This is a genomic window from Zwartia hollandica (assembly GCF_019923725.1).
Lineage (GTDB): Bacteria > Pseudomonadota > Gammaproteobacteria > Burkholderiales > Burkholderiaceae_B > Zwartia > Zwartia hollandica.
The window spans coordinates 201,466-225,799 of sequence record NZ_JAHXRI010000001.1; the positions used below are offsets into that span (position 1 = coordinate 201,466).

At 52.5% G+C, this 24,334-nt stretch carries 22 protein-coding genes; 4 read left to right on the forward strand and 18 right to left on the reverse strand.

Annotated features, from left to right (window positions below):
• Positions 1 to 7: 7 nt before the first annotated feature.
• Positions 8 to 2,371, reverse strand: a complete 2,364-nt coding sequence (gene ppsA / locus KZZ10_RS00945; RefSeq protein WP_259659615.1) for a phosphoenolpyruvate synthase — start codon at positions 2,369 to 2,371, stop codon at positions 8 to 10.
• 188 nt (positions 2,372 to 2,559) lie between these two features.
• On the opposite strand from ppsA, the gene ppsR reads away from it, so the two are divergent.
• Entirely contained in the window at positions 2,560 to 3,396 is an 837-nt protein-coding gene (ppsR, locus tag KZZ10_RS00950) for a posphoenolpyruvate synthetase regulatory kinase/phosphorylase PpsR (RefSeq protein WP_259659616.1), read from the forward strand.
• A gap of 5 nt (positions 3,397 to 3,401) precedes the next feature.
• Here ppsR and KZZ10_RS00955 read toward each other — a convergent pair whose 3' ends face one another.
• The 16 genes from KZZ10_RS00955 to rpsB all read right to left on the reverse strand — a co-directional run bounded on the left by KZZ10_RS00955 (position 3,402) and on the right by rpsB (position 18,767).
• Positions 3,402 to 4,172: a TrmH family RNA methyltransferase gene (locus tag KZZ10_RS00955; protein ID WP_259659617.1), complete on the reverse strand. Its 771-nt coding sequence runs from the start codon at positions 4,170 to 4,172 to the stop codon at positions 3,402 to 3,404.
• Positions 4,169 to 4,777, reverse strand: a complete 609-nt coding sequence (gene rnhB, locus KZZ10_RS00960) for a ribonuclease HII (RefSeq protein ID WP_375372522.1) — start codon at positions 4,775 to 4,777, stop codon at positions 4,169 to 4,171. Before rnhB ends, KZZ10_RS00955 begins: the two co-directional genes overlap by 4 nt.
• A 31-nt stretch (positions 4,778 to 4,808) precedes the next feature.
• The gene (gene lpxB / locus KZZ10_RS00965) at positions 4,809 to 5,996 is read right to left on the reverse strand and encodes a lipid-A-disaccharide synthase (protein WP_259659619.1); all 1,188 of its coding nucleotides are present in this window, start codon (positions 5,994 to 5,996) and stop codon (positions 4,809 to 4,811) included.
• Positions 5,993 to 6,787 carry an acyl-ACP--UDP-N-acetylglucosamine O-acyltransferase gene (lpxA, locus tag KZZ10_RS00970; protein WP_259659620.1) on the reverse strand — a complete coding sequence of 265 codons (795 nt, stop codon included), beginning with the start codon at positions 6,785 to 6,787 and terminating at the stop codon, positions 5,993 to 5,995. Before lpxA ends, lpxB begins: the two co-directional genes overlap by 4 nt.
• Positions 6,787 to 7,239: a 3-hydroxyacyl-ACP dehydratase FabZ gene (fabZ, locus tag KZZ10_RS00975; protein WP_259659818.1), complete on the reverse strand. Its 453-nt coding sequence runs from the start codon at positions 7,237 to 7,239 to the stop codon at positions 6,787 to 6,789. Before fabZ ends, lpxA begins: the two co-directional genes overlap by 1 nt.
• Before the next feature lie 66 nt (positions 7,240 to 7,305).
• Positions 7,306 to 8,400 (reverse strand): UDP-3-O-(3-hydroxymyristoyl)glucosamine N-acyltransferase, encoded by a 1,095-nt coding sequence (lpxD, locus tag KZZ10_RS00980; RefSeq protein WP_259659621.1) that lies wholly within the window; start codon positions 8,398 to 8,400, stop codon positions 7,306 to 7,308.
• 15 nt (positions 8,401 to 8,415) lie between these two features.
• On the reverse strand, positions 8,416 to 8,982 hold the full coding sequence (locus KZZ10_RS00985) for an OmpH/Skp family outer membrane protein (RefSeq protein WP_259659622.1): 567 nt from the start codon (positions 8,980 to 8,982) through the stop codon (positions 8,416 to 8,418).
• A 66-nt stretch (positions 8,983 to 9,048) separates the two neighbouring features.
• Positions 9,049 to 11,403 carry an outer membrane protein assembly factor BamA gene (gene bamA / locus KZZ10_RS00990; RefSeq protein WP_259659623.1) on the reverse strand — a complete coding sequence of 785 codons (2,355 nt, stop codon included), beginning with the start codon at positions 11,401 to 11,403 and terminating at the stop codon, positions 9,049 to 9,051.
• A gap of 53 nt (positions 11,404 to 11,456) precedes the next feature.
• Positions 11,457 to 12,821 carry an RIP metalloprotease RseP gene (gene rseP, locus KZZ10_RS00995; protein ID WP_259659624.1) on the reverse strand — a complete coding sequence of 455 codons (1,365 nt, stop codon included), beginning with the start codon at positions 12,819 to 12,821 and terminating at the stop codon, positions 11,457 to 11,459.
• Between the two features lie 20 nt (positions 12,822 to 12,841).
• On the reverse strand, positions 12,842 to 14,044 hold the full coding sequence (gene ispC, locus KZZ10_RS01000; RefSeq protein ID WP_259659625.1) for a 1-deoxy-D-xylulose-5-phosphate reductoisomerase: 1,203 nt from the start codon (positions 14,042 to 14,044) through the stop codon (positions 12,842 to 12,844).
• On the reverse strand, positions 14,038 to 14,883 hold the full coding sequence (locus tag KZZ10_RS01005) for a phosphatidate cytidylyltransferase (RefSeq protein ID WP_259659626.1): 846 nt from the start codon (positions 14,881 to 14,883) through the stop codon (positions 14,038 to 14,040). The genes ispC and KZZ10_RS01005 overlap by 7 nt, the downstream gene beginning before the upstream one ends.
• 3 nt (positions 14,884 to 14,886) lie before the next feature.
• Positions 14,887 to 15,651 (reverse strand): polyprenyl diphosphate synthase, encoded by a 765-nt coding sequence (gene uppS, locus KZZ10_RS01010; protein WP_259659627.1) that lies wholly within the window; start codon positions 15,649 to 15,651, stop codon positions 14,887 to 14,889.
• A gap of 12 nt (positions 15,652 to 15,663) precedes the next feature.
• Positions 15,664 to 16,224, reverse strand: a complete 561-nt coding sequence (gene frr / locus KZZ10_RS01015; protein WP_259659819.1) for a ribosome recycling factor — start codon at positions 16,222 to 16,224, stop codon at positions 15,664 to 15,666.
• A gap of 11 nt (positions 16,225 to 16,235) precedes the next feature.
• Positions 16,236 to 16,952 carry a UMP kinase gene (pyrH, locus tag KZZ10_RS01020; RefSeq protein WP_259659628.1) on the reverse strand — a complete coding sequence of 239 codons (717 nt, stop codon included), beginning with the start codon at positions 16,950 to 16,952 and terminating at the stop codon, positions 16,236 to 16,238.
• A gap of 91 nt (positions 16,953 to 17,043) precedes the next feature.
• Complete coding sequence (gene tsf / locus KZZ10_RS01025; RefSeq protein ID WP_259659629.1) at positions 17,044 to 17,922, reverse strand: translation elongation factor Ts; 879 nt, start codon at positions 17,920 to 17,922, stop codon at positions 17,044 to 17,046.
• Positions 17,923 to 18,020: 98 nt separating this feature from the next.
• Positions 18,021 to 18,767 (reverse strand): 30S ribosomal protein S2, encoded by a 747-nt coding sequence (gene rpsB / locus KZZ10_RS01030; protein WP_259659630.1) that lies wholly within the window; start codon positions 18,765 to 18,767, stop codon positions 18,021 to 18,023.
• 167 nt (positions 18,768 to 18,934) lie between these two features.
• Here rpsB and map point away from each other — a divergent pair, with 167 nt between their 5' ends.
• Genes map through KZZ10_RS01045 form a run of 3 tightly spaced genes read left to right on the forward strand, consistent with a single transcriptional unit; the run spans position 18,935 to position 22,839 of the window.
• Positions 18,935 to 19,735 carry a type I methionyl aminopeptidase gene (gene map, locus KZZ10_RS01035; RefSeq protein ID WP_259659631.1) on the forward strand — a complete coding sequence of 267 codons (801 nt, stop codon included), beginning with the start codon at positions 18,935 to 18,937 and terminating at the stop codon, positions 19,733 to 19,735.
• Positions 19,736 to 19,769: 34 nt separating this feature from the next.
• Positions 19,770 to 22,358, forward strand: a complete 2,589-nt coding sequence (locus KZZ10_RS01040; RefSeq protein ID WP_259659632.1) for a [protein-PII] uridylyltransferase — start codon at positions 19,770 to 19,772, stop codon at positions 22,356 to 22,358.
• A complete protein-coding gene (locus KZZ10_RS01045) occupies positions 22,348 to 22,839 on the forward strand; it encodes a disulfide bond formation protein B (protein ID WP_259659633.1) in 492 nt (163 codons plus the stop codon). Before KZZ10_RS01040 ends, KZZ10_RS01045 begins: the two co-directional genes overlap by 11 nt.
• Here KZZ10_RS01045 and purF read toward each other — a convergent pair.
• Positions 22,808 to 24,322: an amidophosphoribosyltransferase gene (gene purF / locus KZZ10_RS01050; protein WP_259659634.1), complete on the reverse strand. Its 1,515-nt coding sequence runs from the start codon at positions 24,320 to 24,322 to the stop codon at positions 22,808 to 22,810. The genes KZZ10_RS01045 and purF overlap by 32 nt on opposite strands.
• Positions 24,323 to 24,334 lie beyond the last annotated feature (12 nt).

Genomic DNA, 24,334 nt, shown 5'->3' on the forward strand with positions numbered 1-24,334 from the left:
TACTGTTTTAAATAGCGAGCTTCTTCCAAGTGTCGACAACGGTATCTGGGTTTAGCGACATAGATAAGATGCCCTGGTCACGCAACCAAACCGCGAAATCGGCGTGATCGCTTGGACCTTGCCCACAAATACCAACATACTTACCCGCTTTCAAACATGCATTAATGGCACGACTGAGCATAAATTTCACTGCCTCGTCCCGCTCATCAAAGTCGGCTGCTAACAGCTCCATTCCCGAGTCACGATCTAGACCTAGCGTCAACTGCGTGAGGTCATTGGACCCAATTGAAAAGCCATCGAAATGCTCAAGAAACTGTTCCGCCAAAATTGCATTGGATGGAACTTCGCACATCATGATGAGGCGTAAACCATTCTCCCCTCGCACCAGCCCATGCGCTGCCAACAAATCGACTACGCGCTTGGCTTGCTGAACGGTGCGCACAAAGGGCACCATGATTTCAACGTTCGTCAGACCCATCTCATTGCGTACGCGTTTTAAGGCTTCACACTCCATTTTGAAGCACTCTGCAAAATCTGCAGAGATGTAACGAGATGCTCCGCGAAAGCCCAACATCGGATTCTCTTCCTCGGGTTCGTAACGTGCGCCGCCTACAAGCTTTCGGTATTCATTCGATTTAAAGTCTGAGAGACGGACGATTACAGACTTAGGGTAAAAAGCGGCGCCGATTGTGGCCACACCATCAGCAAGCTTTTCTACAAAGAAGGCGCGAGGGCTGGCATGGCCTCTCGCTGCAGACTCCACCGCCACCTTGAGCTCCGCATCCACATTGGGATAGTCAAGGACAGCCTTAGGATGAATCCCGATATTGTTGTTGATAATGAACTCAAGGCGCGCAAGACCAACCCCATGGTTTGGGATGGACGAAAAGTCAAACGCGAGCTGTGGATTGCCAACGTTCATCATGACTTTAAGTCCAATCTCAGGCATCGCACCACGTTGGACTTCTTCGATTTCAGTTTCGATCAGACCGTCATAAATGCGACCCTCGTCACCTTCAGCACACGACACGGTCACTTGATGACCGTCCTTTAAGCGATCGGTCGCGTCGCCGCAGCCAACCACTGCTGGAATACCGAGCTCTCGGGCGATAATGGCAGCGTGGCAAGTACGACCACCACGATTAGTCACAATCGCAGACGCACGCTTCATGACAGGCTCCCAGTTTGGATCCGTCATATCGGTCACTAATACATCCCCTGCCTGTACCTTATCCATATCCGAGATGTCTGCAACAACTCGCACTGGACCCGCGCCGATTTTCTGTCCGATCGCGCGACCTGTCACCAAGACCTTCCCGGTAGCCTTAAGCTTGTAGCGCTGCTGCACGTCACTGTGGCCTTGCTGAGACTTCACGGTCTCGGGACGGGCCTGCAAAATGTATATTTTTCCATCTACACCATCCCTGCCCCATTCAATATCCATGGGGCGTTGGTAATGCTGCTCGATGATGACTGCGTACTTTGCGAGTTCAATAACTTCGGTATCAGTTAAAGAAAAACGATTCCGTTCGGAAACCGGCACATCCACCGTGCGCACCGCTCGACCTTCCGATCGTTGTGCATCAAACTCCATTTTTAAGAGCTTTGAACCAATGCGTCGGCTAACAATCGGGTACTTCCCGCTAGCCAGTGTCGGTTTGAAGACATAGAACTCATCCGGATTCACTGCACCTTGTACGACCGTTTCACCTAGGCCATAAGAGGATGTGATAAAGACGACATCCGCAAAACCAGATTCGGTGTCAAGAGTGAACATAACCCCTGCGCTGCCCTTATCCGAGCGGACCATCCGTTGGATACCAGCAGAGAGTGCGACATCTGCGTGGGCATAACCTTTGTGAACGCGGTAGGAAATAGCTCGATCGTTATACAACGAAGCGAACACGTGACGAATCTTGTCGATGACGTCGTCAAAGCCGACGACATTCAAAAAGGTTTCTTGCTGGCCCGCGAAGGACGCATCGGGCAAATCCTCCGCAGTCGCAGACGAGCGCACCGCGAACGAGCCTTTGCCATCCGCATCCAGCACGGCAAACGCCTTCCTAATATCATCATGCAACTGTTGGGGAAGAGGCGCTTCAACGATCCACTGCCGAATCTGACCTCCGGCCACGGCTAACTCACGGACATCGTCCGGATTTAAGGTGCTAAGCCGGTCGGCAATACGCTTATCCAATCCCGTGCCGGAAAGGAAGTCACGAAAGGCCTGAGCGGTGGTCGCAAAACCGCCCGGTACACGAACGCCCGCATGTGCGAGCTGGCTGATCATTTCGCCTAGTGAGGCGTTTTTTCCCCCGACAGAGTCAACATCCGTCATACGGAGCTGCTCGAATGAAACGACATACGACATGAAAGTCACCTTTAACAATATTGAAAGCGAGTTTGGTCAATGTGCGATACACGCTGACCAAACTGGCCTATCCCGTCTTCAAACTCCAGTGTTGTGACGCAGTCTTAGGGACGGTTTTTAGGTGACGTTTCAGAACAAATTGCTGCGGTGCATTATACTACTTCGTACTCTTGTGACGGATACTTTTCATGTCGACGCCAGCCACCGAACGCACCGTTTTTATTATTTCTGACGGCACAGGCATTACCGCTGAGACCTTTAGTCATTCGGTTTTGTCACAGTTCGAGTCCGTCACGTTCAAGCAGGTGCGCGTACCCTTCATTGACTCAGTTGAGAAGGCTGATACGGTCGTCCAGCGTATTAACCGGTGCGCGGCCGATCAAGGTAAACCCCCTATCGTCTTCACGACCCTGGTCAATCCAGATGTTCTGGCGCGTGTGCGCATTGCAAATGCCCTATTTTTGGACTTATTCGGTGCCTTCGTCGAGCCGCTTGAACAAAACCTTGGGATGAAGTCCAGTCACTCCATCGGAAAGTCCCATAAAGCGGTTAGCTCCCTACAGTACCGCAACCGCATTGAAGCCATTAACTTTAGCTTAGCCCACGATGATGGTCAGTTTGTCTCAGGGCTTGCCCAAGCCGATGTCATTCTGATTGGTGTGTCGCGTTGTGGGAAAACACCGACAAGTCTCTATCTCGCAATGCAATACGGCGTAAAGGCCGCTAACTTCCCGTTGATTCCGGAAGATTTTGACCGAGGCGCCCTACCCAAAACGATCATGCCATATCGGACAAAATTGTTCGGCCTGACAATTCAGCCCGAACGATTAACAGAAGTCAGGCATGAGCGCCGACCAGACAGCAAATATGCCTCGCTACCACAGTGTCGTCACGAAGTCGCCGAAGCAGAAAGACTAATGAGACGTGAAAGTATTCCCATGCTATCGACCACCACAAAGTCGATCGAAGAAATCTCGACAACTGTACTTCAAGAAGTTGGCTTAGACCGGCACTCTGCCTATTGAACTGCTCACCGATGTTGTCTGCGTTGCTCAAACAGACAGATAGCCGCTGCTGCAGTGACATTGAGCGAATCCACCGCTTGCGCGTGGTCAATCCGTATGCGGAGCGCCGCCAAATCAATCAGTGACTGGCTCACGCCCTGCCCCTCGTGCCCAAACACCCAAGCGGCTTGAACTGGCAACTCTACTTCAAACAAGTCGTTCGCCTCGCTTAGCGTAGTCACAATAAGCGGAACCACTAGCGTGCGTGCAACGGCAAGTAAATCGATGTGTTCATGCAGATGCATGCCAAAGTGCACACCCTGACCGCTCCGCAGCACTTTCGGCGACCAAAGTGATGCCGTACCCGTTGACGCCAATACACGCGTTATACCAGCCGCCGCAGCGGTTCTGAGAAGCGTCCCAACATTACCTGGGTCCTGTACACGGTCAAGCCACAGCATGTTTGCATTCAAATGCGTGGGCAAAGTGGCCACCGCTGGCCTCACCACGAACAAAACACCTTGCCCCGTATCGACGTTCGACAGATTAGCCAGCAAGCCTGCAGGTAGGAGGCAACAAACCTCCTCGGACAAATTCTCAATCAATCCGGCGAGATGCGGTTCAGTAATCCGTGTTTGATCGAATAATGCATACTGCGGTTGGCGCCCGAGCGCCAGAAATGCTTCGCATAGATGGACACCTTCCAAAAGAATGGGTTCATCCCTGCGTCCAGCGCTCGACTGCCATTTGAAAAGCTGCTTGTACAAGGGATTCGAGCGAGACTCAATCGTTTTCATTGCTTATCCAATAAGGTACGAACAGGAGCAAAGCTTCGCCGGTGTGCAGCACAAGGCCCGTGGAGACGAAGCCGTTCTAGATGCAGTGCAGTTCCGTAGCCTTTGTGTTGATCAAACGCGTATTGGGGATATTGTCTATGCAGTTGCACCAGCGTCGCATCGCGCGCGGTCTTGGCTAAGATGGACGCTGCAGATATCGCAGGCACTAACGCATCGCCCTTAATGATTGTTCTCACTGCACAGTTAAGAACGGGTGCGCGATTTCCATCGATCCAAGCTAAATCCGGAACCACCTCTAAACCTTGAACCGCACGCTGCATGGCAAGCAACGTCGCTTGCAGAATATTGAGATGATCGATTTCCTCGACACTTGCACTTGCCACACACCAAGCGAGCGCATGCGCTTTAATCTCGGTGGCTAGCAACTCACGCTTAGCTTCGGTCAGCGTTTTCGAGTCCGCTAACCCTGTAATTGGATGTGCGGGATCGAGAATGACAGCCGCTGCATAGACATCGCCCGCCAACGGGCCACGCCCGGCTTCGTCTACCCCCGCACAATGCGCAAACCTCTCTAAATCATCACCAAACAAAGCCACTTGCCGCAGCCCAACCTCAGAGGCATGCCGCGAGGGACGCTTAGACTCCGTCATGAACGATATGCTCAAGTGCCTGCGCCACTCGGGTTGGCGTATCGCACTTCAAGGTATGGTGCATTTCAGCAAAGCGATTTTGAATCTGTTCGCAGAGCGACGCATTATCTAATAGGCCCCACATCGCACTTGCAAGCTTCTCCGGCGTAGCATCCTCTTGGATAAGCTCCGGCACGACAAAATCATTTAACAAAATGTTGGGCAGTCCCACCCAGGGAAGGTAGGGACGCTCTTGACCGGACTTCCAGCCCATAACACGACGAATCATGGGAGACACTGCGTAAGAAATCACCATCGGCCGTTTAAATAGTGCAGTCTCAAGCGTTGCCGTACCGCTCGCAACTAAAGCGGCATCACACGCTTCGAGTGCAAGCCATGCCGTCGGATCTGTCTGAATACCCGATTGGGTCGAAGACAACAAAATCTGTAGATGATTAACTGGATACTGAGCCAACGCAGTCTCAAACTCGAGTTTCCGCGCCTCGTTGACCATGGGTACAACAAACTGCAGCGAAGGATCCCGTTTTTGCATGATCTGGGCTGCTTGCAAAAAACGAGGAGCAATCAAACGGACTTCGGATGACCGACTGCCGGGAAGTATCGCAAGCACACGGGCGTTATCTGAAATCTGTAGTCGGCGTCTTGCCGCTGCTCGATCAGGCGTCATGGGTATAGCGTCGGCCAAGGGATGGCCCACATAGGTCACCGGGATTCCTTCCTTTCGGTAAATCGCTTCCTCAAAGGGGAACAGAACTAGCATGTGTGACACGGATTCGCGGATGTGCCGAATGCGCTCGTAGCGCCATGCCCAAATGGAGGGACCCACAAAGTGTACGGTCGGTATGCCTGCGCGTTTTAAGCGATTCTCTAAACGAAAATTAAAATCTGGTGCATCGACACCAAGAAACAACTGAGGGGGCTCACGCAACCATCGAGATTTGACATCATGGTAGATCCGAAGCAAGGACGGTAAGCGCTTGAACGCATCTACATACCCAAATACGGTTAAAGCGTGCATTGGATGCCAGACATCCATCCCCTGCGCACTAAGATTTGGTCCTCCTATCCCTTCTGGGCGCATCGCTGGATCACGTCTCGACAATCCAGCTAAGACTCGTGAGGCAATCAGATCCCCGGAGGGCTCACCAGCCACTAAGCCAAGCCGCCAAGTCATGGGCGGATAATGCCCCGTGTGCTCGCCGCGATGAAGGCAAGTAAAGGTTCGATCGCCTGCGCTACAGCCGGTTCGCTCTTCTGACGCGCACGCAACTCTTCGCAAGCGTCGCTAAGTGACAAACCCCTGCGATAGATGATCTTATAAGCGTCACGCAAAGCCGTAATCGCTTCTGGAGAGAACCCTCTGCGCTTCAGACCTTCTGCATTAATCCCAACTGGCACGCAAGGATTGCCTGAGCCCATGACATAGGGTGGAATGTCCATATGCAGAGCGCTTTGCCCACCAGTCATACTGTGCGCACCAATGCGTCCGAACTGATGCACTGCAGCCAGACCTCCGACGATGGCCCAATCGCCAATATGCACATGACCACCCATCTGAACGCCATTCGCCAAAATCACATGGCTGCCCACCTGACAGTCGTGTGCGACGTGCACATAGGCCATTACCCAATTATCAGATCCCATGCGGGTCACACCCACATCTTGTGTCGTGCCAATGTTAATCGTGACATACTCACGAAACATATTACGGTCGCCGATTTCGAGTCTTGTCGCCTCGCCAGCGTACTTCTTATCTTGAGGAATTCCGCCTACCGAACAAAAGCGATAAAACTGATTGTCACAACCAATCGTCGTGTGGCCGTCGATAACGCAATGCGAACCTACAACCGTATTAGCACCAATCTGAACGTGCGGACCAATAATGGAATAAGCGCCCACGCTAACCGTTGGGTGTAACTGGGCTTGTGGGTCGACCAACGCAGTGGGATGGATCTGGGCAGACATTATTTTTCCAGTGGTCTGATCGCACACATAAGCTTTGCCTCGGCTACTACCTCACCGTCAACAAACGCTTTACTTTGATACTTACAAATCGTACGGCCTAACCGCTCGGCTTCAACTTCAATAATTAACTGGTCGCCTGGTAAAACTGGCTTACGGAAACGCGCTCCGTCGATGCCAACGAAGTAATACACGGCCTCGCCATCTACGGGCTTTAGTCCGGTTTCATCTGCGAAAGAAAAAATGGCGGCGGCTTGTGCCATTGCTTCGAGAATCAATACGCCCGGCATCACAGGATGATGCGGAAAATGACCCGTGAAAAACGGCTCATTGATCGATACATTCTTGAGGGCCTTGATCGACTTGCCAGGCACCATATCCAAGACCCGATCCACTAGCAACATCGGATAACGGTGAGGAATTCGATCGAGGATCTCTTTAATATCCAGCTGTATCGCCATATTGATTCAACGCTTTAAGAAGGCGACATCAAAAAGACATCGCGATTAATCGTAGCTAAACTATTCACGCTCAAGCGCCCGTAGGCGCTTACGAAGACTCCATAGCTGCGTAACTACCGCTGCATTACGCTGCCACTCCGCATGCTCACCGAAAGGAAACACGCCGGTATACCTACCGGGTTTTGATACATCATTGGTAATGCCTGTACCGCCAGACACGTGCACATCATCGCCAATGGTGAGATGCCCAGCGACACCCGCTGCACCACCAATTGTGCACCGTGAACCAATCACCGTCGAGCCAGCAATAGCGGCGCAAGCAGCGATTGCTGTGTGCGCACCGATGCGAACGTTATGTGCGACCATCACCAAATTATCGATCTTGACACCATCATCGATGACCGTGTTTTCAAGTGCGCCACGATCAATGGTTGTGTTGGCACCGACTTCGACATCGTTCCCGATGACCACGCCACCAAGTTGAGGAATCTTTCCCCACGCGCCCTTGGCAAGGCTCGGATCAGGCGCAAAACCGAATCCATCTGCACCAATCACCACGCCGCTATGCAGAATCGCGCGCGACCCGACACGCACACCTGAATAGATAGAAACATGCGCATGAAGTCGACCAGAGACGCCGATTGACACATCATCACCAATGACACAACCGGGCCCAAGATAGGTCATCGCACCGATCTCACAGCGCGCACCCACAACACTATTGGCACCAATAGTGACTCCAGCGCCTAAAACTGCAGTAGGGTCCACAACTGCACTCGGGTGCACGGTAGGTTCACGTGGAGGCTGTATCGCCCACTCGAACCACTGCGCAATTCGTGCATAGAGTAAATAAGGATGCTTACACACCACGCGAGCAAACGATGGGGGTGGTGACTGCGTGGCGAGGTGCACCTCGATCTCAGGCAGCACGATCACAGCGCACGCATTTGTGCGCGAAAGGTGCTCTAAATACTTCGCATGAACGATAAAAGAAATTTCAGATGGACCGGCGCTAGACAGCGCCCCTAGCCCCGCGATGCACGGATCTGAATCTTGTTCGGAACCGGCAACAATACTTTGCACAAGGCCGCCAGGAATGGCGCGCAAAAGCGCCGATAACGGAGGAGCGCGATTGGCGTCTAGCAATACCGGCATGCCTAAACCCTTTAATTACTTGCCAAGGGCTTGAATAACTCTATCGGTGATGTCAACACGAGGACTTACCGTCACGGCATCCTGCAAGATGACATCATAATTTTCCTGTTCAGCAATACGCTTAATCGCCGCGTTGGCTTTTTCTACGATTGTTGCGAACTCTTCATTGCGACGACGATTGAAGTCCTCTTGAAACTCACGACGCTTTCGCTGTATGTCCGCGTCGATGTTCGCGAGTTCACGTTGACGCTTATTACGGTCCGACTCAGACAAAACCGGCGCATCTTTCTCGAATTTTTGAGCAAGATTTCGTAAGTTAGCGGCTAACTTTTGGAGATCATCTTCGCGTTTTTTAAACTCAGCCTCTATTTTGGTCTGTGCGGCTTTAGCAGGAATCGAATCGCGTAAGATCCGCTCGGTATTGACGAAACCGATTTTCGATCCTTGAGCTTGAGCCATTGCGCTAAACAGCAGGCCAAGAGCCAATAGCCCAGCGCTCAACAACCAAAAGAGTCGGTTGCCACGAGCGTGAGCTTGTTTTGCGATCGCAATCTGAGCGGTTGAAGTGTGATTTACAGACATGATTCCATTTCCACAGTAAACAAAATTGCAAGTTGGCATTGTGCCACTAAAAAATTTTAAACAAATCTAGAACCCGGTTCCGATCTGGAACTGAAAGACCTGTGTGTTATCACCTGGTTTGGCGTTAAGCGGCTTGGCAAGCGATAGCTGTAATGGTCCGATTGGCGAAATCCAAGACAAACCGATACCGGCCGAATAACGTAACTGGCTTAGGTCAATTGAGGTGTCGTTACCAAACCCATCGGTTCCGTACACTTGGCCACCATCACCAAAAATATACCAACGCAAACTACGATCTTTCTGGGTTCCAGGGAATGGCATGTACAACTGAACGTTGCCAACCACGCGCTTGGAGCCGCCAAGGTACGTCCCAGTGATCGGATCAATCGGGCCAAGCGAACTCTGTGAGTAGCCTCTCACCGTCCCGATACCGCCGGCGTAGACGTTTTTAATGATCGGGTAAGGCAAATCGCTGTAGCTCTTACCATAGTCAAACATGGCATTAAATGCGATCGTGTAGTCACGCGACAGGGGCAAGAATAGCTGTTGCTGAGCGCTTAACAAGTAATACTCTAGGCTGCCAGTACCCAAGTCTGCTTTGAGTCGAGTAAACGAGCCTTTTGTAGGTGCAAGCGCGCTATCTCGCGTGTCTTTCGCCCAACCAGTATTCAAAATCGCAGCGGTTGTGGTGTCGCCATAATCGCGTACGTATTCCCGGTAGGCGGCTGGGGAGTTAGAGTACAACCCGATCGTGTTGCGCTCAAGGCTCACCCCAGCATAAATCCGATCAAATTCGGTGATCGGCACCCCAAAGTTCAAGCCTAAACCCGCTGTAGTTACTTGGTACATCCCAGGGTTATTTGAATACGGAGTCACGGTGCGGTAGTAAATCGAACTCGTACGGCTGATGCCGTCGTTCGTAAAATATGGATCCGTGTGCGCTAGCACGGCAGTCCGGTTGTATTGGCTAGTGTTCAAATTAAGCGTTAAGTTGGTCCCGCTACCGAACGCATTGTCCTCTGAGATGCCCGCAGACAAAATAATGCCATCCGCCTGTCCATAGCCAACACCCAAGTTGACCATGCCGGTTGGTTTTTCCGCTACGACTACGCTGACATCAATTTGATCCGGCGCGCCTGGCACAGGCTCAGTGGTCACTTTGACTTCTTTAAAGTAACCGAGTCGATCTAGGCGATCCCGAGACAGCTTGATCTTGCCGGAGTCATACCAAGCGGCCTCCACCTGACGAATCTCACGTCTAACAACCTCGTCCTTGGTCCGATGATTACCACTCACTTGAATCCGACGTACATAAACACGGCGGCTCGGATCGACGTAAAACGTTACCTCAGCCGTTTGGTTCTCGCGGTTCAATACAGGGTTAGGATTGACGTTCGCGAACGCGTAGCCCAGATCACCAAGGTAGTCTGCAATTGCCTTCGCTGTACCATTGGTTTTTGCGCCAGAGAAGAGCTCGCCCTCTTTCAGTTGAACGAGCTTTCCAATTTCCGCATCTAAACCGATCAATTCACCCGCAAGCTTGACACTCGTTACCTTGTAGGGCTTGCCTTCATTGATGGTCAGCGTAATAAAAATGTCCTTGCGATCAGCCGATATCGTGACCTGAGGTGGCTCCACCTTGAACTCTAGGTAGCCTCTGTTCAAATAAAACGACTTCAGCTCTTCAATATCTCGTTCAAGTTTCTCGCGTGAGTACTTATCAGCGTCCGTGTACCAGGTCAACCAGCCTGGAGTTGTCAAAGAGAATAGACCTCTCAACGTGCTCTCAGAAAAGTCCTTATTTCCGACAAAAGAAATCTCTTTGATTCGCGCCACACTGCCTTCAAACAAGTCGAAGTTAATGCCGACCCGATTACGGGGCAAAGGCGTCACAGTGGGGGATATTTCGACGGCGTACTTGCCTTTCGCTAAGTACTGTTGCTTGAGCTCAAACTGAGCTTGATCCAACATGGACTGATCAAAAACTCGACCTTCGCCAAATCCGACTTGTTTAAAACTATCAATCATATTTTTGGATTCAAACTCGCGCATCCCGGTAAACGAGATCGATGCAATCGTTGGTCGTTCTTGCACCTGCACGATTACTACGCGACCCGTAGTCTGAATCCGTACGTCGGCATAAAGACCAGTTTCGTACAACTTGCGGACCGACTCGGTTGCTAATTCCTCGGTAAAGCGCTGGCCGACCTTGAACGGTAGACGCGCAAAGACAGAGCCCGGCTCCGTGCGTTGCATACCATCGACTCGAATGTCGCTCACCACGAAAGGATCGAACGCAGACGCATTAGGAAGCAACCCAAGCGAACTAACCGCTAACGTCACCCCAACGAGTCCCAGACGAACGGAAGCTATGACGCGACGCGCGCATCGACCCAATACACACAACAAGCTAGCGGACATCCTGACCAATCCTTGAAATTCAATTCATCTATGACGCGGCTGAGGCGCACGTATCATGGCGTAAGCCACTGCGTTAAATACCTCATCGAGTCGTTAAATAGTGCAAGCGCCATCAGCGCAGACAACAGCCCAAATCCTATCCTTTGCCCCCACTCCATAAATCGCTCGGGGGGCGGACTTCCACGTACGATCTCTATGAGATAGTACAGCAGATGCCCTCCATCTAGCATCGGTATCGGCAGCAGGTTAAGTACCCCAAGGCTGACGCTCACGAGCGCAAGATAGCCAATAAAGGAAACCCAGCCAATCTTTGCGGACTGGCCAGCATAATCAGCGATGGTGACCGGCCCACTGATGTTCTTAACCGAGACCTCCCCCAAGATCATCTTGCCCATCATCCGGAGGGAAAACCAAGCCGTATCAAAGGTTTTGACTACACCCTTGACCACACTATCTATCGGACCATAACTCACGGCTACGAGCTCAGGATCTCCACCCAATTGGATGCCGATCCGGCCAACAATCTGCCCATCTGCCTGCACAACCGCCGAAGGAACTAAAGTAATACTTAATTTTTCAGCATCCCGTTCAATCTCAAGCTGCAACGGCTTATCGGCGTGTTGTTGAATAAGTTGAATCAACTGACCTACATCCAAGTTCCCCTGTCTTTGAACTGCTAAAACGCGATCCCCGATCTTTAAGCCAGAGGCCATGCCGACACTATCGGCGACGATGCCGCGTATCACCGGCGTACCTGTTGCCAACCGCAAACCGAGTACGCGAAGTGGGTCTACCGCTGACGGATCCGCCAAGACAGGCATCTGCAGCGCCCGACTGAGCGTTGAGCCGCGTTGCTCAATCGTCAGCTCGATCGTGCCGCCGTCCCCTACCTTTTGCAGCAAGCTCCAGCGCAACTCTGACCAAGATTTAATCGGTGCGTCATCCACAGCAGTAATCCGATCACCTGACTGCAAACCCGCATTTGCAGCGGGCGACTGAGCGACCGGCGTCGCAAGGACGGCCGCCGGTTCTTCGGTCCCAACAAAACTCAACAAAGCGTACAGAAAAGCTGCCAACAGCAAATTAAAGATTGGACCAGCGGCAACAATCGCAATGCGTCGCGACACCGGCTGAGCAGCAAAACTCTCTGGCGATTGCTTGGCTTTCGTGTCTGCTGCACTGGACGCCGGCGCTAAATCCGACTCATCCAGCATCTTGACGTAGCCGCCCAACGGAATCGCAGACAGGGCCCATTCCGTGCCATGTCGATCTACGCGTTTGATTAACACACGACCGAATCCGATTGAAAATCGCAATACCCGCACACCACACCAACGTGCAACCCAGTAGTGACCGAGCTCATGAAACGTGATCAACACACCAAGTGTGACGACAAAGGCCAAAAGGGTAACAAGCATAGTTTGCGCCAGAAAAATCTTCAGTTCGACTGTATGGATACGAGCTGTTGTGCGTGCCGCCTAGCCTCAAGATCAAGGCTTAGGACATCATCAATCGCGCAAATCTGAGCGCCATGCATTGATGACATCTGCTCAAGAACGCGCTCGATGATTGATGGTATCCGAGTGTAGGAGAGTTTGTTGGATAAAAATGCTTCTACCGCAATTTCATTCGCAGCATTTAGCGCGATACAGGCGACTTGTCCGCTGCGTAAGGCTTCAAAGGACAGCCGCAAGCAAGGAAACTGTAGCAAATCTGGCTCAGCAAAATCAAGGCGTCCCGCAGCCGCAAGATCAAGCATTCCCACGCCTGAGTTGATGCGCTCAGGAAACCCGAGCCCATACGCAATAGGTGTGCGCATGTCGGGCTGCCCAAGTTGGGCGATCACCGAGCCATCCTCGTACTCGACCATGGAGTGAACCACGCTCTGCGGGTGAATGACTACGCTAATTCGATCTGCAGGCATGGCAAATAACCAGTGCGCTTCGATTACCTCAAGCCCCTTATTCAACATCGTTGCCGAATCGACTGAGATTTTTCGCCCCATACTCCAATTAGGATGGGCGCAAGCCTCCTGGGGAGTAACTGTATGCAAGTCTTCCCAACGCCTCGAACGAAAAGGTCCGCCAGAAGCCGTCAAAATCAATCGACGTACGCCTGGTGCTGGCTCTAACGGAGCACTCGCTCGACCGTGATGGGGGAGACACTGAAAGATCGCGTTGTGCTCACTGTCGATGGGCAATAGCTCAGCGCCGTTTGCCTTCACAGCAGCCATGAACAACGACCCCGCAGCAACAAGGGCCTCTTTGTTGGCAAGCAACACTCGCTTACCCGCTTGTGCGGCAGCTAAGGCCGCAGGCAGGCCCGCAGCACCCACAATCGCAGCCATCACGATCTGACTCTGATTATCGCCAGCCGTGTCCGTCAGGGCGTTGGCTCCCACCCTTACCTCTGGAGGTGTCGTGTTTTCACCCCACAACCGACGAAATTCGCGAGCAGTCGCGTCCGTTGGCACAACGACGACTCGAGCAGTCGCTGCGCGCGCTTGTGCAACCAACACATCGATGCGGGAGTAAGCAGACAACGCGTGAACCGCAAACTTATCAGGGTGCCTTGCAAGCACGTCAAGCGTGTTTTGCCCAATTGAGCCGGTAGAGCCAAGGACCGTCACGCGCTTCACCACGGAGAGTGTCCCAGAAAAAGATAAGCCAACGGCACGACAGCAACAACCGCATCAATTCGATCGTATACACCACCATGGCCTGGAAGAAGACTACTTGAGTCTTTCATCGACGCACGTCTTTTTAAAAGCGACTCGAACAAGTCCCCACCGATAGAAAACAGAGCCAAAAACACCGACAGCACAGCTGCGCCAAACAAACCCCAGCGTTGCGCCAACTCAAAGCCGAAGCTGTCGGGCAAATACAGGGCTGTTCCAACCACCCAAGCTACAACACCTATGACACCGACCAGTGCGCCCTCGACTGTCTTTCCAGGACTAATGCGCGGGGCAAGCTTGCGACGTCCAAAGGCCCTGCCGGCAAAATAAGCGAAGATATCAGCGATCCAAATGACCGCCAACATCGTGAGAACGAACTGAGCGCCTTTGGCCAAAAAGAGCCAAGCCAGACTAGACCATGTCGCTAAAAGCGTGATTGCGGCAAACAGGCTCCACAACAATGCGGACTGGCGAACATGCGTTTGAGCTCTTAGCAGCGCAGCACTGACAAACACGAGCCAACCAAAGACACAAAACAGAGTCGACCAAAGCAGCAACCTCTGGTCACCGGAACCGGATGGCATCCACATCCAGGCCTGAGTGACCGTGATGACAAAAAGCAGAAGCCCCATGAATAATGGCAGCTGCGTACCGCGTCCCCAAAGCAAACGACCCCACTCCCATGCGGCAAGCGCGCAGGTCAAGGACAAGAAGATAAGAAAAGGCCAAGCTGAAGGGATCGACAACAGCACCGTCAAGAGACACAGCAGCACAACGGCAGTGATCACGCGCTGTCCGAGCATGATCTACGTCTTCGCTGTGCCATGCACCTGAGCGCTAGTGCGACCAAAGCGTCGCTCGCGGGTGCTGTACCAGTCAAAGGCCTGGCGTAACTCTTGTTCGCCAAAATCGGGCCAGTAGCAGTCGGTAAAAAATAACTCGGTATAAGCTAACTGCCAGATTAGAAAATTCGAAATTCGTTGCTCGCCACCCGTCCGAATAAACAAATCGGGCTCTGGAGCCCATGCCATCGAAAGATGATTGGAGAGCAGTTGCTCGTCTAGTTGTTCTGGGTTGGCCACCAACTCTGGGTGAGCAGCGAGCATACGACGGGTCGCCTGCAAAATATCCCATCGTCCACCGTAATTGGCCGCGATGGTTAGGTGTAGCGCATCGTTTTGAGCGGTGCTGTCCTGAGCTTGCGTAATCAACTCCTGCAGCTTAGGCTCAAAAGGACTGAGGTCTCCGACCACACGTAATCTCACACCCTGCTCTTGCAAGCGCGACACCTCTCGCTCAAGAGCCTGCACGAATAATCGCATGAGCAACGAGACTTCATCCGCAGGCCGTCGCCAGTTTTCAGAGCTGAACGCGAAAAGTGTTAAGTAGCGTACACCTGCGTTACCGCAGGTCTCGACTGCGCGACGCACGGACTGCACACCCTTAGCATGCCCTGCCGTACGAGGGAGAAATCGCTGCGAGGCCCAGCGGCCGTTGCCATCCATAATGATCGCAACGTGTTCTGGGGTCGCCGACGTACTCGGCACGGTTTTAGTTGAGCTGATCGCCATAAATAAGACGGATTAAACCGTCATGATCTCGGCTTCTTTTTGGGCGACCAACTTGTCTATTTCTGTGACGCAACGATCTGTCAGTTTTTGTACGATATCTTGCGCGCGACGCTCGTCATCCTCAGAAATTGTCTTGTCTTTAACGAGTTTTTTGAAGCTGTCATTTGCATCGCGACGCAAATTACGCACAGCAATCTTTGCATCCTCACCCTCAGACTTCACCACCTTATTGAGGTCACGGCGGCGCTCCTCGGTGAGGGCCGGCATCGGCACGCGGATACTGTCTCCCATTCCAATCGGATTTAAGCCTAAATCGGAGTCCCGAATCGCTTTCTCTACGGTCCCTCCAAGGTTCTTTTCCCAAACCTGAACGTTGATCGTGCGAGCATCCAAGAGTGTCACGTTAGCGACTTGTGAAATTGGCACAGGAGAGCCGTAGTACTCAACTTGAACGTGATCAAGAATCCCGGTGTGGGCACGTCCCGTACGAATTTTCGCAAGATTGCTTTTAAGGGTCTCAAGCGACTTGCTCATCCGAGCTTCAATCGATTTCTGTATTTCGGCAGTACTCATCATTTATCCCTCTAGACATGAACGAGCGTACCCTCGTCCTCACCACTTACAGCGCGCTTAAGCGCACCAGGCTTATTGATTGAAAACACCTTGATTGGCAACTTTTGATCACGACACAATGCGAAAGCCGTCGCATCCATCACCTCGAGCCGACGCATAATGACCTCGTCGAAACTAATCCGCGCATAACGCGTGGCGGCGGGATCCTTTTTTGGATCGGCCGTATAGATGCCATCGACCTTGGTCGCCTTGAGCACAACTTCCGCACCAATTTCAGCGCCTCGTAGGGCCGCTGCAGTGTCGGTCGTAAAAAACGGATTACCCGTTCCAGCGGCAAATATGACGACTTTCCCCTCTTCGAGGTAGCGCAACGCTTTGGGACGAATATAGGGTTCGACGACTTGTTCGATATTCAGTGCAGACTGAACACGGGCGTCAACACCCCTGTGCTTCAGTGCGTCCTGTAAGGCCAAGGCATTCATCACTGTCGCCATCATGCCCATGTAATCGGCTGTCGCACGATCCATACCTTGGGCGCCCGGCGCTACGCCGCGAAAGATGTTGCCGCCACCAATCACGATGGCCAACTGCACGCCCATGGCGACGACCTCGGCGACCTCATCGGTCATTCGCATAATCGTCGCGCGATTGATACCGAAAGCGTCATCACCCATGAGCGCTTCGCCAGACAGTTTGAGGAGAACTCGTTTATGCATTCTGCTGGTCATATGCGTTATTTTTCCGGGATATTGATCACGAACAAAAGTGTAAACGAAAGCCGGGCGGCCATTACTGCGCCGCCCGGCTTAGAGTACAAAATTATGCGTTTCCGGCAGCAGCGGCAGCCACTTCAGCAGCAAAATCGCTGGTTTTCTTCTCGATGCCTTCGCCCACCACAAAAAGTGAGAAGCCTGCAATCGATGCGCTTTTTTCTTTCAGCATCTGGGCAACTGACTGTTTATCGTTTTTAACGAACGGCTGCGATAGCAGTGCCACTTCCTTGAGAAACTTCTGAACCGAGCCCTCAACCATCTTTTCAACGATTTCCGCCGGTTTACCGGACTCGGCTGCCTTTTGGCGCGCAACCGAACGTTCGGTCTCTTTGTCTGCCTCTGAAACGCCGGTCTCGTCCACTGCGCGTGGCTTTGTCGCGGCTATGTGCATCGCCAAATCTTTGCCCACCTCGTCCGGACCAGAAAACTCCACCAACACACCAATCTTGCCGCTGTGAACATAGCTAGCAAGCTTGTTTGCCGTGTTGTAGCGTTGAAAGCGTCGAACAGAAATGTTCTCGCCGATTTTGCCAATCAAGGCTGTGCGCACTGAGTCAACCGTACCATCACCAAAAGCAGTTGCCGACAATGCAGCTACGTCGGATATTGAAGACGTTGCCACAAGTTTGGCGATATTAGCGACAAATGCGACAAAGTCGTCATTCTTAGCGACAAAGTCCGTTTCACAGTTGATTTCGACAACAGCACCCTGCTTTGCATCGGGTGAAATGTACAAGCCGATTAGTCCTTCAGCGGTCACACGACTTGCTGCCTTGCTAGCTTTGCTGCCAAGCTTGACACGCAAGATCTCTTCGGCGCGTGCCATATCGCCAGCCGCTTCTGTCAAGGCTTTCTTACATTCCATCATTGGCGCGTCGGTTTTCTCGCGCAGTTCTTTAACCATTGCGGCGGTGATTTCAGCCATAACTACTCCAGATTGTGTTGTGCCCGCCCTAAGCCAGCAGGCTCAGGGTCGGGCAAGATAGACAAGCGCCAAATAACCGCGCAGAGCGCGGTGGCTACCTAGGCTTTCGCCTGATCGACTTCGATGAACTCTTCGCCCTGCGCGAGTTCTTCAACCAAACCGTTCACATTGTCTGTACGCCCGGCGAGTACTGCGTCAGCCACGCCTTTCGCGTACAGTGCGATGGCCTTGGCAGAGTCATCATTACCAGGAATGATGTAATCAATGCCATCTGGGGAGTGGTTGGTATCAACCACAGCAACCACAGGGATGCCCAAAGCTTTAGCTTCTGCAACCGCAATCTTGTGGTATCCCACATCAATCATGAAAATTGCGCTAGGCAGACCGTTCATGTCCTTGATGCCGCCGATCGACTTGTTTAGCTTATCGAGTTCGCGTTGAAACATCAGGCCTTCTTTCTTGGTCATGCGCTCCGTACCGCCTTCGGCGATCATCACTTCCATATCTTTTAAGCGCTTGATCGAGCTCTTCACCGTCTTGAAGTTAGTGAGCATTCCGCCCAACCAACGGCTATCAACGAAAGGCATACCTGCACGTTGCGCTTCAGCCGCAACGAGTTCGCGCGCAGCGCGTTTTGTACCAACAAACAGAACGTTACCGCCCTTGGCCGCAACCTGGCGCAGAAACTTAGTCGCCTCTTGGTAGTTTGCGACTGTTTTCTCGAGGTTGATAATATGGATTTTGTTGCGATGGCCGAAAATAAAGGGGGCCATCTTAGGATTCCAATAACGGGTCTGGTGACCGAAGTGCACGCCCGCTTCCAACATTTCACGCATTAACGACATAGTAAGAGCTCCGAGGGTTAGGTCTAGTGAGACGCCTGCACCAGCAACAGCCTTGAGGCTGCGCACTGGCACCCTGGCGGCGCATCACGCGATTTACAAATAAACCGTTAAAAAACAACGGTAAGCCTATAATTCTACTATCTTTCACCCTCAATACTCAAGTCAACATGGGTTTAGTCACCAATTCGATCGATTTAGACCGCATGCGGGCGGCCTGCAAAGACGCCGCGCGAGTGCTGGATTTCATTACCCCCTACGTAAAGCCCGGCGTCACGACCGGAGAGCTCGATAGGCTTTGCCTAGACTTCCTGACAAACGTGCTGCAGGTCAAATCGGCGACGGTGGGCTACGCCCCACCCGGTTACCCCCCGTTCCCTGGCGCTATTTGCACGTCGGTCAACCACCAGGTCTGCCATGGAATTCCCGGAGACAAGGTCTTGAAAAATGGCGACGTGTTGAACATCGACGTGACAATCATCAAGGAAGGCTGGTTCGGTGACACGAGCCGGATGTATTACGTCGGGGAGCCCTCGATTCTAGCCAAGCGTCTGACTGAGGTCACATTTGACTGCATGTGGCTGGGGATTGCTCAGGTTAAGCCCGGCAATACCCTTGGAGACATCGGCCAGGCAATTCAGCGACACGCCGAGGAGAACGGTTTTTCCGTTGTGCGGGAGTTTTGCGGACACGGAATTGGTAAGGTGTTTCACCAAGACCCTCAAATTCTGCACTATGGTAAAGCCGGCACTGGTCAACGCCTTGAACCAGGGTTGATATTTACGATCGAACCGATGATTAACGCTGGACGACGTGAGATTCGACAACTGGCTGATGGCTGGACCGTCGTCACACGCGATCACAGCCTCTCCGCGCAATGGGAGCACAGCGTGCTCGTGACCGAGACCGGTTTCGAGGTCATGACGATCTCTGACGGCATGCCAGCGCCTCCCGCATTCATCACCACATAGTTTGATTGAACTTCGCAACGCCTGCTTCGACAACATGACTGATACAACAACACTCGCTTCTATCCGCAGTCACGCTCAGGCCGCGCGTTTATCAGCCATCGAGGCCTATCGCACCAAGCCACAGGCAGACAAGTTACTTGGTGCGCTACGTCAGTGCGCTGATCAGGCCCTGCGCAGTTTGCTTAAACATCTACCACTCCCCAAAGGTGCAGCGCTTGCTGCCGTTGGTGGCTACGGCAGAGGAGAACTGTATCCTTTCTCCGATGTCGATCTGTTGATCTTGCTGCCCAAAGAGCCAAGCGAGAGTGATGAATCAGCGCTCAGCGCACTTGTTGCCGCGATGTGGGACATCGGCCTAGAGCCGGGTTGCAGTGTTCGAACAATCGAACAATGTGTATCCGAAGCAAGAGGCGATATCACTGTAGAGACGTCACTGCTCGAGACGCGCTGGATTGCCGGCAGTCGTAAGTTGACGCAGTCACTGCATCAACGCATGACCGAGCACCTTGATGCCCGTGTTTTCTTTCAAAGCAAGCGGGCCGAGATGCAGCAACGGCATGCGCGTTATCAGGATACTCCCTACTCTCTCGAGCCGAACTGCAAAGAATCACCAGGCGGCCTGCGTGACCTGCAAGTGATTATGTGGATGGCACGTGCGGCAGGCTTTGGTAATAGTTGGCAGAAAATCGCCAATGCCGGCCTGCTCACCTCCGCAGAGGCGCGTGACTTAAGACGCGCGGAGCAGGCCTTTAAGCGAGTGCGAATCGAAGTACATCTCTTGGCTAAGCGTCGTGAGGATCGCTTGTTGTTTGATCTACAGCATGGCCTAGCACAGGCGTATGGCATCGAAGCGACCGCAACACGGCGCGCGAGTGAAATTCTGATGCAACGCTACTACTGGGCGGCAAGGTTGGTGACACAGCTCAACACACTCCTCGTCCAAAATATCGAAGAAAACTTGTTTCCTCCAAATCGCGATGAAGTCCGACCGATCAATAGCTTTTACGTCGCGCACCGAAATCGGTTGGACATCATCGACGACGAGGTTTTTGAACAGCACCCCGAGCAGCTCTTAGGCGTGTTCTTGGTGATGCAACAACACCCTGATTTAACAGAGCTCTCTGGACGAGCACTGCGTGCAATTTGGCACGCACGTCATCGTATTGACGCGCAGTTTCGACGCTCGCAAACCAATCGTGCTTTGTTTCTGCAAATATTGCAACAGCCACATGGCATTGTGCATGCGATGCGACGCATGACAATGCTAAACATTCTGCCCCGTTACCTGCCCGTATTTCGCCTTGTTGTGGGTCAGATGCAGCACGACCTGTTTCACGTATACACGGTTGATCAGCATACGCTAGCCGTCTTGCGCAATCTGCGCCGGTTCACAATGCCCGAACATGCGCAAGAGTATCCACTCGCAAGCAGACTGACGGCCAGCTTTGATCGCCACTGGTTACTCTACGTTGCAGCGCTATTTCACGATATCGCGAAGGGGCGAGGCGGAGACCACTCCACCTTAGGTGCCGAGGAAGTCAAGCGCTTTGCTCGCGATCATGGCCTGTCTAAAGAAGATACAAACCTGGTCGTATTCCTCGTCCACCGCCATCTGCTGATGTCTCACGTCGCACAGAAAAAAGACTTGTCAGACCCAGAGGTCATCAAAGAGTTTGCAACATTGGTCGAGACTCCGAGGCGGTTAACGGCGTTATACCTGTTGACCGTCGCCGATATTCGCGGCACAAGCCCTAAAGTCTGGAACGCTTGGAAAGGTAAATTGCTTGAAGACCTTTACAACCAAACCCGCGCGACCTTCAGTGGTACAAGCGACGATGCGAACACTGTGCTGCGACAGCGGATGGAAGAAGCGTCCGGCCTTGTTCGCCTCGCGGGTTTACGTGACGAAACGAGAGAGGCATTTTGGAAGCAGTTGGATGTCGCCTACTTTTTACGCCATGAAGCAAGTGAAATCGCCTGGCATACAAGACACTTGTATCACCGCGTCGGGACAACCCAAACGATTGTGAAGGCACGACCTACTGACGGGGGCGAAGGCATACAAGTCCTGGTCTACACAAAGGATGTTGCAGATCTTTTTGCACGCATCTGTGGCTATTTTGCGCGGCGTCTCATCAGCATTCAAGATGCGCGCATTCACACGACGCGCGATGGCTATGCCTTGGACAGCTTTGTGGTGCTACCGACTGATGGCAACGAAGATTTGCGAACGATTGCGGCACTTATTGAACACGAACTTACACAGCATTTAGATGCACCACAAGACGCAAGCGGAGCCGCTGATGCCTTTGGCCTAAGGCCATCCCGGCTTTCCAAAGCCTTTCCCTTCCCACCGATCGTTGAGCTCTATCCCGACGAGCGCAGCCAGAGCTGGCGCCTAGACGTCATCGCCAGTGATCGCCCCGGCCTGCTCGGCGACATCGCTCAAGTGTTTGTGTCCTATGCAATCAACCTGCAAACGGCTAAGGTCATGACGCTGGGCGACCGGATCGAAGATGTGTTCGTCATCAGTGGTGACACCCTCGCACAACCACGCACACAGCGACAGTTCGAACGTGCTCTGCTAGCTGTACTAGGCGTGGAGCAAAAGAATGCAGCCTGATCAACGCGCTCAGCTATACATCGCATCGATTAGTTTGCTTGCAGTGCTTATTGCGCTGGTATCGCAACATGTCTATGACATGCAACCTTGTGCCTGGTGTGTGGCCCAACGCATGCTGTATTTGCTCATTGCAGCCGTTGGTTTTTTGGGCTCACTCGGACAAGCGCAACGAACAAAACTCGCATTATGCTTTGCGCTCATACTATCGATTGCCTTAGCTGGCATTACGGCCGCGATCTACCAAGCACAAGTTGCATCGCAAAGTTTCTCATGCGCACAGAGCCTAGCAGATCAATGGATGACAAAGACCGGGCTAGAGTCTGCGGTGCCATGGCTGTTTGGCATCTACGCAAGCTGCATGGACGCTCGCATTACGCTGTTGGGCATCGAATACGCTTATTGGAGTCTGACGTTGTTTGCGTTGATTGCGCTTGCCTCGGTCTATCGACTCAGTTGTCTTCTGCGGCGTAACCCATATTAAAGAGTAGTCCACTCGCCTCATCTTGCGCATTGTGTCGGCTGCGACCCAGTCGCTCTAAGTATTCGGGCGTAATATCGCCAGTGACATAGTCTCCGGTAAAGCAAGAATTATCGAATCTTGTTAATGCAGGATTCAAGTCAGTGACGGACTTTTGCATTGAAGCAATATCTTGATATACCAATGCATCAGCACCAATAATTTTTGCAATTTCCGCCTCATCGCGTCCGGTCGCAATCAATTCCTTTTGGGTGGGCATATCGATGCCGTACACATTCTGGTAGCGCACGGGTGGCGCAGCAGAGGCCATGTACACCTTGTTTGCACCAGCGGCGCGCGCCATATCCACAATCTCTCGACTCGTAGTGCCTCGAACGATCGAATCGTCTACGAGCAGTACATTTTTACCTTTAAACTCCATCCCAATCGTATTCAGTTTTTGACGCACAGATTTTTTTCGGACAGCCTGCCCGGGCATAATGAACGTGCGACCGACGTATCTATTTTTAATGAGTCCTTCGCGGTAGTTCAACCCAAGTCGATCTGCGAGTTGCATAGCGGAAGGACGCGATGAGTCAGGGATAGGCATCACAACATCAATGTCACCGAGTCTAAGAGTCTTGGCTAATTTATCTGCCAAATACTCGCCCATTTTTAAGCGCGAGCCATAGACCGAGACACCATCCAAGACAGAGTCAGGCCTAGCAAAGTAAACGTACTCAAAAATACAGGGCGCGTGCACCGTGGAGGCCGCACAAAGTTCACTGCTCAACTTGCCATCCAGAGATATAAAAATCGCCTCGCCTGGCGCCACATCCCGCACGAACTGAAAGCCTGAGCCTTCTAACGCAACCGACTCGGATGCGACCATCCATTCCGATCCCTGATCCGTATCAAAACGCCCCAAACACAACGGCCGAATGCCATGTGGATCGCGGAACGCCAGCAATCCATAGCCAGAAATCTGCGCAACGACTGCATAGGCGCCCTTCACCCGCTGATGGACCGCCTTAACCGACTTGAATATTGCAGTTTCATCCAGAGACACGCCATTCGCAGCCCGCTGCAACTCATGCGCGAGAACATTGAGCAGCACCTCGGAGTCAGAATTCGTATTGATATGCCGCTGGTCTACTTTAAACAACGATTCGCGCAGCTCGTGCCAGTTCGTCAGATTACCGTTATGTGCGAAGGTGATGCCAAATGGCGCGTTGACATAAAACGGCTGAGCTTCTTCTACGCTTTCAGAAGAACCCGCCGTAGGGTAGCGGACCTGCCCAATGCCAGAAGTGCCAGGCAATGACCGCATATTGCGTGTACGAAAGACATCACGAACTAAGCCATGCGCCTTGTACATATTGAAATGATTGCCGTTCGATGTCGCAATGCCTGCAGCGTCCTGACCCCGGTGCTGCAGCAACAACAAGCTATCGTAAAGCAACTGATTAACCGGTCCGCGACCAATGACTCCGACAATTCCGCACATGAAAATTCCTGA

Bases quoted from the DNA above. Each gene is read 5' to 3' on its own strand.
- ppsA (WP_259659615.1), bottom strand. From the start codon at position 2,371: ATGTCGTATGTCGTTTCATTCGAGCAGCTCCGTATGACGGATGTTGAC.
- ppsR (WP_259659616.1), top strand. From the start codon at position 2,560: ATGTCGACGCCAGCCACCGAACGCACCGTTTTTATTATTTCTGACGGC.
- KZZ10_RS00955 (WP_259659617.1), bottom strand. From the start codon at position 4,172: ATGAAAACGATTGAGTCTCGCTCGAATCCCTTGTACAAGCAGCTTTTC.
- lpxB (WP_259659619.1), bottom strand. From the start codon at position 5,996: ATGACTTGGCGGCTTGGCTTAGTGGCTGGTGAGCCCTCCGGGGATCTG.
- lpxA (WP_259659620.1), bottom strand. From the start codon at position 6,787: ATGTCTGCCCAGATCCATCCCACTGCGTTGGTCGACCCACAAGCCCAG.
- lpxD (WP_259659621.1), bottom strand. From the start codon at position 8,400: ATGCCGGTATTGCTAGACGCCAATCGCGCTCCTCCGTTATCGGCGCTT.
- KZZ10_RS00985 (WP_259659622.1), bottom strand. From the start codon at position 8,982: ATGTCTGTAAATCACACTTCAACCGCTCAGATTGCGATCGCAAAACAA.
- bamA (WP_259659623.1), bottom strand. From the start codon at position 11,403: ATGTCCGCTAGCTTGTTGTGTGTATTGGGTCGATGCGCGCGTCGCGTC.
- rseP (WP_259659624.1), bottom strand. From the start codon at position 12,821: ATGCTTGTTACCCTTTTGGCCTTTGTCGTCACACTTGGTGTGTTGATC.
- KZZ10_RS01005 (WP_259659626.1), bottom strand. From the start codon at position 14,883: ATGCTCGGACAGCGCGTGATCACTGCCGTTGTGCTGCTGTGTCTCTTG.
- uppS (WP_259659627.1), bottom strand. From the start codon at position 15,651: ATGGCGATCAGCTCAACTAAAACCGTGCCGAGTACGTCGGCGACCCCA.
- frr (WP_259659819.1), bottom strand. From the start codon at position 16,224: ATGAGTACTGCCGAAATACAGAAATCGATTGAAGCTCGGATGAGCAAG.
- pyrH (WP_259659628.1), bottom strand. From the start codon at position 16,952: ATGACCAGCAGAATGCATAAACGAGTTCTCCTCAAACTGTCTGGCGAA.
- tsf (WP_259659629.1), bottom strand. From the start codon at position 17,922: ATGGCTGAAATCACCGCCGCAATGGTTAAAGAACTGCGCGAGAAAACC.
- rpsB (WP_259659630.1), bottom strand. From the start codon at position 18,767: ATGTCGTTAATGCGTGAAATGTTGGAAGCGGGCGTGCACTTCGGTCAC.
- map (WP_259659631.1), top strand. From the start codon at position 18,935: ATGGGTTTAGTCACCAATTCGATCGATTTAGACCGCATGCGGGCGGCC.
- KZZ10_RS01040 (WP_259659632.1), top strand. From the start codon at position 19,770: ATGACTGATACAACAACACTCGCTTCTATCCGCAGTCACGCTCAGGCC.
- KZZ10_RS01045 (WP_259659633.1), top strand. From the start codon at position 22,348: ATGCAGCCTGATCAACGCGCTCAGCTATACATCGCATCGATTAGTTTG.
- purF (WP_259659634.1), bottom strand. From the start codon at position 24,322: ATGTGCGGAATTGTCGGAGTCATTGGTCGCGGACCGGTTAATCAGTTG.